Genomic DNA, 12,389 nt, shown 5'->3' on the forward strand with positions numbered 1-12,389 from the left:
GAACAGCAACTACCTCGGGACCCTGCTGGGCTGAACCCGGGTGACGGGCTGAATTGAACAGCCCTGGCGCGAGGCGGGTCGAGGTGCTGACTCGACCCGCCTCGCCGACACGCAACACGCATATCTGGGAGTGGTGTCGCGATGATTATTGTCCGCCCCGAGGCCTACCGCCAGTATCCGGTCGGCCGTACACACTTCGTACTGGTCCTGGAAAAGGCGCTCGCCGACTTCTTCCGTCTCGAGGGCGGCAGCCGTTACGAGCAGTGCGCCACCGTGACCGCCGGCCCCGGCCGCACCCTGGGCGACATCCTGCGCACCGAGGTGCCGGACAACAGCGACGTCCTCGTGATCGCCACCGCCGACGCCCTGCTGACCGCTCCGTCCGCCGACATCGGCCCCGGCCGCACGGTCGCCGTCGTCCGCGCCGGGCAGGGCCCGCTCGCCCTCGACCAGGCCGGCACCGTGCTGACGGCCCTGGAGAAGGCCGACCCCGACGAGGTCCAGGCCCGCGCCGACAAGCTCACCGGCGCCCTCGCCGGCTCCGGCGGCCTGCAGATCGAGGAAGCGCTGACCGGCTCCGTCGCCCGGCTCACCTACGACCGGCCGACCTGGTCGCGGACCGACGGCGGCCTCTTCCAGCCCGGCGCCGTCCGCACCGCACCCACCGGCCGGCTGCGGCTCGCCGCCGACCTCACCGGCACCGCGCTCTCCGGCCAGCTCACCGTCAAGGGCTGGCCCGTCGTCCGGGCCCGCAGCGCGAGCGCCGACCGCCGCCACGAGATCTACGAGCAGCTGACCGGCCTCTCGCACTACCCGCTCGTGCTGACCGTGGAGAACGGCGCGGTCACCGACCTCAAGGCCGCCGCCACGGGTTCCGGCACGGCCGCGGCCGAGCTCGAGCGCCTCTTCGCCGAGCACCCCGACCACGCGCTGGTCTCCGGGGTCGAGTTCGGCCTGAGCACCGGGACGCAGCCGCTGCCCTTCAACACCGAGGCCAACTCCGCGGCCACCGGCAAGGCCACGGTCTCCGCCCACGTCGTCCTGGGCGCCCTGCCGCAGACCCCGTACCAGCTGACGCTGTCCTGCTCCACCAGCACGGTCACGGCCCTCGGCGGCACCGAAGCGCTCGCCGGAGCCGGCACGGAGACCGGCGAGGCACGGCCGAGGCGCCGGATGAACCGGGTCACCTCGGCGAGCTGCGGCTGCCACTGACGCACACGTCCCGCCAGGCGCCCTGCCGCCGGCCCCGCCCGCCGGCCGCCCCGGCCCACCGCCGGCGGCCGGCCGCGACGGGGGCGCACACCTCAGGGAGCCACGGGAGGAACCCCCTCGATGACCACGACCGCCCCCCGCCGGCACCTCGCCGACGGGCCCGTGTGGGAACGGCGCTTCCGCGCCCCCCGCCACACCCTGCCGGCCTGGGCCAAGAGCGCGCCCGACCGCTGCGTGTTCGTCAGCGACCTCTCGGGCATCGCCCAGGTCTACGCCTGGGACCGCGCGGCCGGCACCCTCCGCCGCGTCACCGACCGCCTGTCCGGCACCCAGCAGTGCGCCGTCGAGGCATCCGGGGAGGCCGTGTGGTGGTTCGACGACGGCGCGGGCGACGAGTACGGCCGGTGGATGCGCCAGCCCTTCACCGGCGGGCCCGACACCCCGGCCGTCCCGTCCGCCGGGCTGTACTGGCCCTCGGGCCTGGCCGTCGGCCTCGACGGGCACTCCCTGCTCGGCTGCTCCACCGAGGACGGCACGGAGGTCCACCTCGTCCTGCCGGGCGGCGCCGCCCGGCGGCTCTACCGGCACGACGAACCGGCCTACGCCGTCGACCTCTCCCGCTCGCTGGACCTGGCCGTCATCGCGCACAGCGAGCGCGGCGACCTGTGGGACCTGGGCGTGCGCGTCCTCGCCACGGACGACGGCGCGACCGTGGCGGACCTCGCCGACGAGGAGGGCGGCGGCCTGGAGGCCGTGGGCTTCTCGCCCGTACGGGGCGACGCGCGCCTGCTGCTGCAGCACCAGCGCGACGACCGCTGGGAACCGGTCCTCTTCGACCCGCGCACCGGCGAGCGCACCGAGCTGCGCCTCGGCCTGCCCGGCGACGTGTCGGTGCAGTGGTTCCAGGACGCCCGCTCGCTGCTGGTCGTCCACGACCACGAGGCCCGCTCCACGCTCCACCGCTACGACCTCGGCAGCGGGCGCCTGGAGCGCATCGGCACCCCGCCCGGGGTCATCGCCCACGCCCGGACCCGGCCCGGCGGCGACGCCTGGCTGCTGTGGTCGAGCTCCGCGCGGCCCCCGGAGTTCCGCGGCCTGCGGGAGGACCCGCGGCTGCCCCTCCCGGACGCCCCGCCGCCCCCGGCGGCCGAGGCCCGGGACCTGTGGGTGGACGGCCCCGGCGGCCGGGTCCACGCCCTGCTGAACACGCCCGCGGGGCCCGGTCCGCACCCCGCGGTCTTCCTGCTGCACGGCGGCCCCGACGAGCAGGACGAGGACGCCTTCGACCCCGCCGTCGCGGCCTGGACCGACCACGGGTTCGCCGTCGTGCGCGTCAACTACCGCGGCTCGACCGGCTACGGGCGCGAGTGGACCGAGGCGCTGCGGCGCCGCGTGGGCCTCACCGAGCTGGAGGACGTGGCCGCGGTCCGGCGGTGGACGGTCGACCACGGCGTCGCCGACCCGGACCGGCTCGTCGTGGCGGGCTGGTCGTGGGGCGGCTACCTCACGCTGCTCGCGCTCGGCACACAGCCGGGGGAGTGGGCGCTGGGTCTCGCCGGCGCGCCGGTCGCCGACTGCGCCGCGGCCCACCACGGCGCGATGGAGGAGATCAAGGCGCTCGACCGCAGCCTCTTCGGCGGCTCGCCCGACGAGGTGCCCGAGCGCTACCGGGAGTCCTCGCCGCTGACGTACGTCGACGCCGTCCGCGCGCCGGTGCTCATCATGGCCGGCGCCAACGACGCCCGCTGCCCCGTGGCGCAGGTCCGCGACTACGCGGAGCGGCTCGCGCGCCGCGGCGTCGCCCACGGCCTGCACGTCCACGACGGGGGCCACAGCGTGACGGACGTGGACGAGCGGGTGGCGATGTTCCGGCGGCAGCTGGAGTTCGCGCGGGCCCATCTTCCGCGGGCCGCCTCCTGAGCCGTCCTGCGGGCCGCCCCCGGCCGGGCCGGGGGCGCGGCGCAGCGGGCCCGGGTCCGGTCCCCGGCGGCGGGGGTCCACCGGGAACCGGGCCGGAGCCCGCTGTGCCTGTACCGACGTAGCCGCCATGAGGAGAAGAGGACCTCCTGTGAACCGATCTGCCGACGGACCGGCCGTGCTCACGTTCTCGCTCTGTCTCCGGGACGGGATTCCGGATCCCCACCCCTGGTCCCGCCGCCATCTGCTGCTGCGGCGGGACGTTCCCTCGTACGTCCCCTGCTCCTCCTACTCCAGCGCTCCGTCGACCTGGGCCAGATGGGAGCGGAACGCATAGCCCGGGTCGGTGCGCCGGCGCTCCAGGAAGCGGTCCCAGCCCAGCTGCTCGCGCAGGCTGACGCCCTCCAGGGCCCGTTCGGCCTGGGCGCGCTCGGCCCGGACGATCCGCTCGGCGACGGCGGCCACCTCGGCGTGGGCCGCCGCCGGGACGATCAGCACGCCGTCGGCGTCGGCCGTCACGCTGTCGCCGTCCCGGCCCGTGAACGGGGGGAGGGCGGGCGCCGGGGTCCGGCCGGGGCCGAGCCGCGGCGAGGCGGGGCAGGGGCCGAGGCTGAACACCGGCAGGCCGATGGCGGCGAGTTCGTCGCTGTCGCGGTGGCAGCCCCACACGACGATGCCCGCGAGGCCGGCCTGCCGGGCCTCGATCGCGACGAGGTCGCCCACGCAGGCCTCGTCCGTGCGGCCGGAGTTGTCGACGAGCAGGATGTCGCCCGGGGCCGCCGCGTCGATCCCGGTGAAGATCGAGACCACGCCCTCGGTGTGCTGCACGCGGCGCAGGGGGCCGGCGCAGCGCATGCCCGCGGCCACCGGTGCCAGCGGCAGGGGCGGCAGTGCGACGGCGGCGCCCAGGCGGATGCCCGCGTCCCACAGGGCCGTGGTGGGCGGGGTGCCGGCCGCCCGGGCCGGGGCTGCCGCGGCTGCCGTGAGGGGCGGGGCGTCCGTGTTCTCCATGGGTGCCTCCTTCCGGTCGGGGAGCGGGGGTCGGGGCGGGCGGCCGGGGGAGCCGCCGGGCCGGGTGCGGGCGCCGCCCGCGGGCCCGGTCAGCCGGTCACCAGCCGGGTCAGGGCCGTGGCCGCGGCCCCGAGCACCACGACGAGCAGGGTGGGCCACTTGCGCCAGACGCCGAAGGCCCCGACGACGAGCCCGACGGCGCGGGCGTCGATGACGAGCGACTTGCCCTGGCCGAACATCTGGGTGGCGATCAGCGCCGCCAGCAGGGTGGGGGCCATGAGCGTGACCACGCGCTGCATGGCCGCGGGCAGCTCCTCGCCGCCGAGCAGTACGGGGCCGGTCGCCTTGAGCGCCATGGAGACGGCGCCGACCAGGAGCACGGCGAGCCACAGTCCGGTCATTTCCTCAGTCCCAACAGGCAGGCGGCGGTGGCGGCGATGAGGGGCACGCCCGGCGAGGCGAAGGGCACCAGGGCCAGGGCGATGGCGACCCCGAGGGCCGAGGCCGCGAGCGCCTTGCGGCTGGTGATCTGGCCCTTGAGGAGGGCGATGAACAGCACGGGCGAGACGACGTCGAGCCCGAAGCGCTCGGGATCGCCGAGGTAGTGGGCGCCCAGCAGGCCGACCGCTGTGCCGCCGACCCAGGCGGCGTAGACCAGCACGCCCGCGCCGAGCAGCCGGCCGCGCGAATAGCGGCCGTTGCCCACGTGTCCGACGGCCCAGGACTCGTCCACCACCAGCTGGGCGGACAGGAAGCGCTTGAGGACGCCGCCGGTCATGGCCGGGGCCACGCTGATCCCGATGGGCAGGTAGCGGGAGTTGAGCAGGACGGCCGCGACGATCGCGGCGGCGACCCCGCCGCCGGTGCCGAGCACCGAGGCGGCGGCGAACTGCGCGGAGCCGGCGAAGGTGGTCAGCGACATCACCACCGGGGCGAGGACTCCCATGCCCGCCGCGCGGGCCACGACGCCGAAGGAGACCGCGAATCCGAAGACGGCCACGGCCAGGGGCACGGCGGCCCGCAGACCGTAGAGTGCCTCCTCCCGGAATCCGGGGGCGGGGGCGGGCGTTTCCTGCGGTGGCGCCGACTCCTCGGCGGGTAATGCCTCTTGCGAGTCCATCGACGTCCTCCGCGGACATGCGGGCAACAGGAAACAGTGCCGCCGCAGGTGATGCGGTGGCGACTACGAGCAGCAATAGTACGGAGTCATGGTGAGGTTTACTAGTTACTCAGACGGTTCGGTGACCCTGGCTGAGGACCTGGTCAATACCTACAACATCGTGCGTAATGTGGAGAAGATGCCCGATGTTGCGGCATTGTCCGCCCTGCTCGACGCCCACGGCATCCGGCCGCCCGCGGCCCCGACCGAGGCGGACCTAGCCGCCGTGCGGGAGCTCCGGCCCGTGCTGCGCGAGGTCTTCGCCGCCCCCGACGCGGCCACGGCCGTCGGCCTGCTCAACGCCGTGCTCGCCGGCCACGGCGCCGTGCCGCACTACACCGACCACGACGGGTCGTGGCACCTGCACGTCGCCGCCCCCGGCGCCCCCGTCGCCGACCAGTACGCGGTCAACGCCGCCATGGGGCTGCTCACCGTGGTCACCACGAGCGGCACGGAACGGCTCCACGTGTGCGTCGGGAACCGCTGCGCCGAGGTCTTCGTGGACACCTCCCGCAATCTGTCGCGGCGCTTCTGCTCCCCGCAGATCTGCGGCAACCGCGCGACCGCGGCCGCCCATCGGGCCCGCCGGAAGGCCGCGGGTGCGGCCACCTGATCCAGGAATTGCGCCTTTTATCCCTTTCTGTACCGGATGTTGACACCGTAGGGGTGTTCTATATGCTCATTCCACTAGCTGACTAGTTAATTAGGAACGAGGGGGTGGCGGCATGAGCACGGCGTCACAGGTGCCCGCCGGGGTGAAGGGCGGCGACGGCGGAGAGGGCAAGGAGCCGCCGCGCATCCTGCGCGGACTGCCGTGGCTGGTCTGGCGCCAGCACCGGGTGGCCTTCGTGACCTGCCTGCTGCTGACCGCGGCCGGCTGCGTGCACATGCTCTGGCAGCGCCACACGATGACCGGCTTCCTCGACCGCGCCCGGGCGACCGCCACGGTGGAGCTGACCGAAGTCTTCGACCAGAAGTACGGCGATCCCTTCCAGAACGCCACGTGGCTGATGTCGATGGTGCCCGTGGTCGCGGGCGTCTTCCTCGGCGCCCCGCTGATCGCCGGGGACCGCGAGCGCGGCACCGTGCAGCTCGTGACCACCCAGTCGGTGACCCGCGGCCGCTGGCTCGCCGTCAAGCTCGGCATGGCGGTACTGATCACCGCCGTGTGCTCCGCGGCGCTCTCGGCCGCCTTCACCTCCTGGTGGGAACCCGCGCACGACCTCGTCAACGCCGGTGACTGGCTCGGGGACAACGTCTTCGACAACACCGGCCCCGTGCCCGTGGCGCTGGCCCTGCTCCATCTCGCCGTGGGCGCCGCGGTCGGGCTGTTCGTCCGCCGCACCCTGCTCGCCATGGGGCTCACCCTCGGCTTCTCCTTCGCCTGGGGCATCCTCATGTACGGCCCCTTCAGGCTGGGCTTCGCGCAGCCGCGCGTGCTCGTCAACCCGGTCGAGGAGGGACAGCCCCAGCTGCCCGGGGGCGCCGTGCGCCACGACAACTGGACCGTCGACGCACAGGGCGGCCTCCACGGCTTCGGCACGTGCTTCAACGAGCGCACCCCCGCGGACTGCAGGGCCAAGGGCATCGTCGCCGAGCGCCTGGAATACTTCGGGTACGACCAGATGCCCGGCATGCAGTGGACCTACGCGGCGCTCGTGCTGGCCGCGGCCGTCGCCCTTCTCGCCCTCACCCTGTGGTGGGGCAGGCGGCGCCCGCTGTGAGCCGCGCCGGGTCGCAGCACGCAGGGACGGGATGAGGGGGGCCGCACCATGGTCGAGTTCAGAATCGACCGGCAGAGCGGGATGGCCGCCTATCTGCAGATCGTCCAGCAGGTCCAGGAGGCGCTGCGCCTCGGCATCCTCACCGTGGGGGACCAGCTGCCCACCGCGGCCCGCGTCGCCGCCGTCACCAAGCTGAACCCGAACACGACGCTCAAGGCCTACCGCGAGCTGGAGCACCTCGGGCTCGTGGAGGCCCGGCCGGGGGTCGGCACCTTCGTGAGCGCCTCCCCGGAACGGCCCCGCTCCCTCGCCGACTCACCGCTGCGCGGCGAGCTGGCGGACTGGATGAGCCGGGCCCGCCGGGAGGGCCTCGACTGGACGGACATCTCGGCGCTCATCACGGCCGCCCGAGCGGAGCACTACCCGGCCGTCTGACGGACCCGGCCCCCCCCGCACCAGTCCCACCGCGTACCCACGCCCGTACGCCTCCGACGAAATGGCATGACCGCTCATGACGGCTCTCGTACCCGACTCCTCCACCGCCGGTCCCGGCGCGATACCGGCCCCGCCGGAGCCGTCGGCACGGCAGCGAGGGAAACGTATCTTCCGGTTCCTGCTGCCCGCGTGCGCCGTCTACGCGGTCACCACCGTGCTCCACCTGCTGATCCTGTCCGCCATGAGCGACGCGGACGGCCCCGGACTGCGCGAGCGCCTGCTGGCCTGGGACGGCAACCTCTACGTGGGCATCGCCCAGGACGGCTACGCCCAGAGGTACTCCTACACCGACGACGGCAGCCTCACGGGCAACAACCTCGCGTTCTTCCCGCTGTTCCCGATGCTGATCCGCGCCGTCCACACCGTCACACGGCTCGACTGGGGCACCTCCGGCATCGTCACCGCCCACCTCGCGCTGCTCGCCGCACTGATCGTCGTGCACCGCCTGCTGACCCGGCTCCACGACGGGCGCACCGCCCTCTTCGCGATCGTGCTGCTCGCCGGGGCGCAGCCGATGGCGCTGTCCTTCCTCATGTCCTACAGCGAGTCGCTCTTCCTCGCCCTGGCCGCCGGCACGCTCCTGGCCGCGCACCGCAAGGCCTGGCTCACCGCCGGGACGCTGGCGCTGCTCACCGGCCTGACCCGGCCCGCCGCCGCGGCCGTCGCCGCGGCGCTCGCCGTCGCCGTCCTCCTGCACCTGCTGCGCGAACGCCGCGTCACCCCGCGGCCCTTGGCCGCCGTCGTCCTCGGCTGCCTCGGCACGCCGCTCTACCTGTGGTGGGTGGGGCGGCGCATCGGTGACCCGGACGCCTGGTTCCGCATCCAGGAGGCCGGCTGGGGCACCCACTGGGACAACGGGGCGGCCTTCCTCGACTTCCTCGGCGAGACGCTGCGCCGGGGCGAGGGCTGGGTCTCGGTGAGCACCGCCGTGATCCTGCTCGCCCTCACCTGCGCCACCGTGCTCACCTGGCACCGCGGCACCTGGCCGCCGCTGCTCGTCTACGGCACGGGCATCGTGGTCCTCACCCTGGCCCAGAGCAACTACTCGCACTCCAAGCTGCGGCTGCTCATACCCGCGGTCCTCTTCCTCGTCCCCGTGGCGCGTGCTTTGGCGGCTGCCCGCACCCGTACGGCGGTGACCGTGCTGTGCGCGGCCACGCTCTTCGGCTGCTGGTACGGCGCCTTCATGCTCACGGTGTGGAAGTACGCGATATGAGGGCGAGGGGCGCGCGGTTCACGGCTTGCGGGCGACCGCGGCGCGGCAGACGGCTTCCGCGGCCGTGGGCCGGCCCGTCCGCCCGCCGGGGAACCAGTCGTGGATGCGGGCCGAGTGGGGCCACCGGCCGGTAACCGCTCCGCTGCGGAGAGCCAGATTTTTTACGGGGTTGTGGCACGGCGGGGTCTGTTTTTCCGGTTCATTGGAAGAACGCAGAAGACGCAGGAGAACACGCGACGAGAGGCGCCCATGAGAGACAGCGGTCGGACGCCCGGGCCCGCCGGGACCACCCGCCCCTCCGAGCGCCGGATGGAGATCGCCTTCACGGCCTTCCGCGAACTGCACGAGCACAGGTGGGGCGCGTATGCCTACGTCCACACCGGCGACGCCGAAGCCGCCGCGCACATCACGGAGGCCGCCTTCGACCGGCTGTGCGCGCAGTGGCCGTACGCGCTGCGCCAGCCCTCCGCCGACTCCTACGCCTGGTCGCTGCTCAAGGAGCACGTGGCCGGCTGGCTGGCCCGGCACCGGCGCGGCACGGCGCTGCCGACGGCCGCCCTCCACTGCGCGGCGCACGCCCCGGAGCCCGAGCGCGGCCGGCGGTTCCGGATCCTGGAGAGCCGGACGGCGCTGTACGCGGCCATCGCCCGGCTGCCCGAGCGGCAGTGCGACGCGCTCGTGCTGAACCTGGTCATCGGCTACACCGTGGCCCAGGTCGCGGACCTGCTCGGCGTCGAGCGGGCGGCCGCGCGCTCGCTCATCGGCCACGCCAAGCGCAAGGTCGTCGCGGCGGTGTCGGCGGTGTCCGCGCTGGAAGTCCCTTCGGAGGCCGGGCATTCCGGCGGGGGGAAGTAGTGCTGCCCCCTGACCCGTACGAGTGAGAGCACGGATGCCGTCCGGTGCGAACGGGAATTCTCCGGAGTGCCGGACGACGTGGTTCCGCCACGACGTCGAACGCCGCCGGGAAGGACCGCCGCCATGACCCTGATTTCCGCCCAGGACGGTCTGGTCGTGCCGCCCGGCGGGGGGCGCACCCTCGTCACCCCCGCCCAGCAGGTGACCTTCAAGGTCACCGGGGAGCACTCGCGCGCGGCCTCCAGCTTCGAGGTCGTCGTCCCGCCCGGCTTCGACGTCGGCGCGCACCTGCACACCCGCAGCGAGGAGCTCTTCTACGTGCTGGAGGGCGAGCTGGACGTCCTCGCCTTCGAGCCGCTCGTGCGCACGCGGGACCACTGGCGGGAGTGGCGCTCGGCCGCCGGGCAGCGGTACGCCCGCGCCACGCCGGGCACGGTGATCCTGGTGCCGCCGGGCTGCCCGCACGCCTTCGCCAACCCCACGTCGGAGCCGGTGCGGATGTTCTTCCAGGCCTCGCCGCCGCCCGACCACGAGCGCTATTTCGAGGAGCTCTTCGAGATCCTCGAGGCGGGGCCGCCGGTCGACCAGGAGGCGATCGCCGCCCTGCGCGTGCGCTACGACATCGAGCAGCTCACGCCGCTGCGCACCGCGGGCCCCGCGGCGGGCTCGTGACGGACCTTCACGACGTCCTCGAACCGCACGTCCGCAGCGGTGCGGTGCCGGGGGCGGTGGCTCTGGTGGCCCGTGGGGGCCGGGTGGAGGCGGAGGCCCTCGGCTCGCTCGACGCCGACGGCACCGCCCCGATGACGAGGGACTCCGTCTTCCGTATCGCCTCGCTCACCAAGCCCGTCACCGCCGCGGCCGCCATGATGCTGGCCGAGGACGGCCGGATGGCCCTGGACGACCCGATCGGGCGGTGGCTGCCGGAGCTGGCGTCCCCGGTGGTGGTCCGCACGCCGGAGTCGGCCGTCGGCGACGTGGTCCCGGCCGCCCGGCCGGTCACCGTGGCGGATCTGCTCACCTTCCGTGCCGGCTACGGCTTCCCCGCCGACTTCTCGCTGCCGGCGGTCGCGGCGCTGTTCGAGGAGGTGCAGGGACACATCCTCGAACCCCGGGACAACCTCCCGCCGGACGAGTGGCTGGCGGCCCTGGCCCGGATCCCGATGCTGCACCAGCCGGGCGAGGCCTGGCTCTACCAGACCTGCTCGGACGTCCTGGGCGTGCTGATCGCCAGGGTCGCGGACCGTCCCCTGCCCGACTTCCTCGCCGAGCGGCTGTTCGAGCCGCTGGGCATGGCCGACACCGGCTTCGCGGTCCCGGCCGCCGCGCTCGGCCGGTTCACCAGCCTGTACCGGCCCGTTCCCGGCGGCGGCCTGGAGCTGGCCGATCCGCCCGACGGGCAGTGGAGCAGCACGCCTGCGTTCCCGGCCGGGGGCGGCGGGCTCGTCTCGACCGCCGACGACCTGCACGCCTTCGCCCGCATGCTCCTCGCCGGGGGCACGACGGACGGCGGGCGGCCGCTGCTGTCGCCCGCGGCGGTGCGGCAGATGACCACCGACCACCTGACGAGGGCACAGCGCGAGGGCGCCGGGCTGTTCCTGGAGGGCCAGGGGTGGGGTTACGGCGGCGCGGTCGACGTCGCGGCCGCCGACCCGTGGAACGTCCCGGGCCGCTACGGCTGGATCGGCGGCACCGGGACGGCAGCGCACCTCGTCCCCTCGACCGGCCTGGTGACCGTCCTGCTCACACAGGTGCAGATGACCGTGCCGGCTCCGCCCGGGGTGATGCGGGACTTCTGGCGGTACGCGGCCGGTTTCTGACCCGGCTTCCGCCGTGGCTTCGGCTGAGGGCTCTCTTACGGGTCCGTCTACGAGGCGGCTGCGACCGCGGCCGCGGCGACCGGCGCGCGCCGGGCCGGGACGACCACGGGGGAGCCGTCGGCGGGGGCCTCCAGGATGTCGGCCTCGATGCCGTACAGCTCGCGCACCAGGGCGGTGTCGACGACGTCGCGCGGTGCGCCGTGGGCGACGACGCGGCCGTCCTTCATGGCGACGACGGTGTCGGCGTAGCGGGCGGCGCTCGCGAGGTCGTGCAGGACCATGACGACCGTGCGGCCGGCGAGGGCCACCTCGCGGACGAGGTCGAGCACCTCGACGGCGTGGCCGATGTCCAGGGCGCTGGTCGGCTCGTCGAGGAGGACGATGGGCGTCTCCTGGGCGAGGACCATCGCGAGCCAGCAGCGCTGGCGCTGGCCGCCGGAGAGCTGATCGAGCCGGCGGCCGGCGAGCGCGGCGACGCCCGTGGCCCGCAGCGCCTCCTCGACGGCCCGCTCGTCGTCGCGCGACCACTGGCGGAACAGGCCCTGGTGCGGGTGGCGTCCGTAGCGCACGAGCCCGGCGACGGTGACCGCCTCGGGGGCCAGCGGCGACTGGGGGAGCAGGGCGATGCGGTGCGCGGCCTGACGCTGCTTCAGCTGCCAGATGTCGGCGTCGCCCGCGTACACCCGGCCGGACTCGGGCTGGTGGAGCCGGGCGACGGAGCGCAGCAGGGTGGACTTGCCGCAGCCGTTGGGACCGACGATCGCGACGACCCGGCCGGAGGGGATGGTGAGGTCGACTCCCGCCACGGCGCGGTGGCCGGGGTATCCGGCGATGAGCTGTTCGACGCGGAGCTCCACAGGCGGGCCTTTCCAGAAGATCGCCGGCTGATATGGACCCTCCCATGGGGAGAGCTTTAAGGTAAGGCTAACCTAATGTCGATTGCGGGCCGGTGCGAGGGGTTCCTCGTGCTGCCTGCCGTC

The 12,389-nt window shown here is 74.3% G+C and carries 13 protein-coding genes; 9 read left to right on the forward strand and 4 right to left on the reverse strand.

What is annotated here, in order from left to right; all coding sequences use genetic code 11:
- The first annotated feature begins 141 nt into the window (after positions 1 to 141).
- Positions 142 to 1,212, forward strand: coding sequence for a hypothetical protein (locus NQU55_RS06995; RefSeq protein WP_168094498.1), 1,071 nt, complete (start codon positions 142 to 144; stop codon positions 1,210 to 1,212).
- 120 nt (positions 1,213 to 1,332) lie between these two features.
- Positions 1,333 to 3,132 carry a S9 family peptidase gene (locus NQU55_RS07000; RefSeq protein WP_168094499.1) on the forward strand — a complete coding sequence of 600 codons (1,800 nt, stop codon included), beginning with the start codon at positions 1,333 to 1,335 and terminating at the stop codon, positions 3,130 to 3,132.
- Between the two features lie 285 nt (positions 3,133 to 3,417).
- On the opposite strand, the gene NQU55_RS07005 is transcribed toward NQU55_RS07000, so the two are convergent.
- The 3 genes from NQU55_RS07005 to NQU55_RS07015 all read right to left on the reverse strand — a co-directional run bounded on the left by NQU55_RS07005 (position 3,418) and on the right by NQU55_RS07015 (position 5,260).
- Positions 3,418 to 4,140 (reverse strand): RraA family protein, encoded by a 723-nt coding sequence (locus NQU55_RS07005; protein WP_168094500.1) that lies wholly within the window; start codon positions 4,138 to 4,140, stop codon positions 3,418 to 3,420.
- 89 nt (positions 4,141 to 4,229) lie between these two features.
- Complete coding sequence (locus tag NQU55_RS07010; RefSeq protein ID WP_168094501.1) at positions 4,230 to 4,541, reverse strand: AzlD domain-containing protein; 312 nt, start codon at positions 4,539 to 4,541, stop codon at positions 4,230 to 4,232.
- Positions 4,538 to 5,260: an AzlC family ABC transporter permease gene (locus NQU55_RS07015; RefSeq protein ID WP_256790050.1), complete on the reverse strand. Its 723-nt coding sequence runs from the start codon at positions 5,258 to 5,260 to the stop codon at positions 4,538 to 4,540. Before NQU55_RS07015 ends, NQU55_RS07010 begins: the two co-directional genes overlap by 4 nt.
- Before the next feature lie 121 nt (positions 5,261 to 5,381).
- Here NQU55_RS07015 and NQU55_RS07020 point away from each other — a divergent pair, with 121 nt between their 5' ends.
- The 7 genes from NQU55_RS07020 to NQU55_RS07050 all read left to right on the forward strand — a co-directional run bounded on the left by NQU55_RS07020 (position 5,382) and on the right by NQU55_RS07050 (position 11,409).
- Positions 5,382 to 5,912: a CGNR zinc finger domain-containing protein gene (locus tag NQU55_RS07020; RefSeq protein WP_168095649.1), complete on the forward strand. Its 531-nt coding sequence runs from the start codon at positions 5,382 to 5,384 to the stop codon at positions 5,910 to 5,912.
- A 112-nt stretch (positions 5,913 to 6,024) separates the two neighbouring features.
- Positions 6,025 to 7,023, forward strand: a complete 999-nt coding sequence (locus tag NQU55_RS07025; protein ID WP_168095650.1) for an ABC-2 membrane transporter-related protein — start codon at positions 6,025 to 6,027, stop codon at positions 7,021 to 7,023.
- 48 nt (positions 7,024 to 7,071) lie between these two features.
- A complete protein-coding gene (locus tag NQU55_RS07030; protein WP_168095651.1) occupies positions 7,072 to 7,458 on the forward strand; it encodes a GntR family transcriptional regulator in 387 nt (128 codons plus the stop codon).
- A gap of 76 nt (positions 7,459 to 7,534) precedes the next feature.
- The gene (locus NQU55_RS07035) at positions 7,535 to 8,734 is read left to right on the forward strand and encodes a hypothetical protein (protein WP_168095652.1); all 1,200 of its coding nucleotides are present in this window, start codon (positions 7,535 to 7,537) and stop codon (positions 8,732 to 8,734) included.
- A 249-nt stretch (positions 8,735 to 8,983) separates the two neighbouring features.
- Positions 8,984 to 9,589 carry an RNA polymerase sigma factor gene (locus NQU55_RS07040; protein WP_168095653.1) on the forward strand — a complete coding sequence of 202 codons (606 nt, stop codon included), beginning with the start codon at positions 8,984 to 8,986 and terminating at the stop codon, positions 9,587 to 9,589.
- A gap of 123 nt (positions 9,590 to 9,712) precedes the next feature.
- On the forward strand, positions 9,713 to 10,261 hold the full coding sequence (locus NQU55_RS07045) for a cupin domain-containing protein (protein WP_179083461.1): 549 nt from the start codon (positions 9,713 to 9,715) through the stop codon (positions 10,259 to 10,261).
- The gene (locus NQU55_RS07050; RefSeq protein ID WP_256790055.1) at positions 10,258 to 11,409 is read left to right on the forward strand and encodes a serine hydrolase domain-containing protein; all 1,152 of its coding nucleotides are present in this window, start codon (positions 10,258 to 10,260) and stop codon (positions 11,407 to 11,409) included. The genes NQU55_RS07045 and NQU55_RS07050 overlap by 4 nt, the downstream gene beginning before the upstream one ends.
- A 47-nt stretch (positions 11,410 to 11,456) precedes the next feature.
- On the opposite strand, the gene NQU55_RS07055 is transcribed toward NQU55_RS07050, so the two are convergent.
- On the reverse strand, positions 11,457 to 12,266 hold the full coding sequence (locus NQU55_RS07055) for an ABC transporter ATP-binding protein (RefSeq protein WP_058042681.1): 810 nt from the start codon (positions 12,264 to 12,266) through the stop codon (positions 11,457 to 11,459).
- Between the last annotated feature and the right edge of the window lie 123 nt (positions 12,267 to 12,389).

The organism is Streptomyces telluris, from assembly GCF_024519335.1.
Taxonomy (GTDB): domain Bacteria; phylum Actinomycetota; class Actinomycetes; order Streptomycetales; family Streptomycetaceae; genus Streptomyces; species Streptomyces telluris.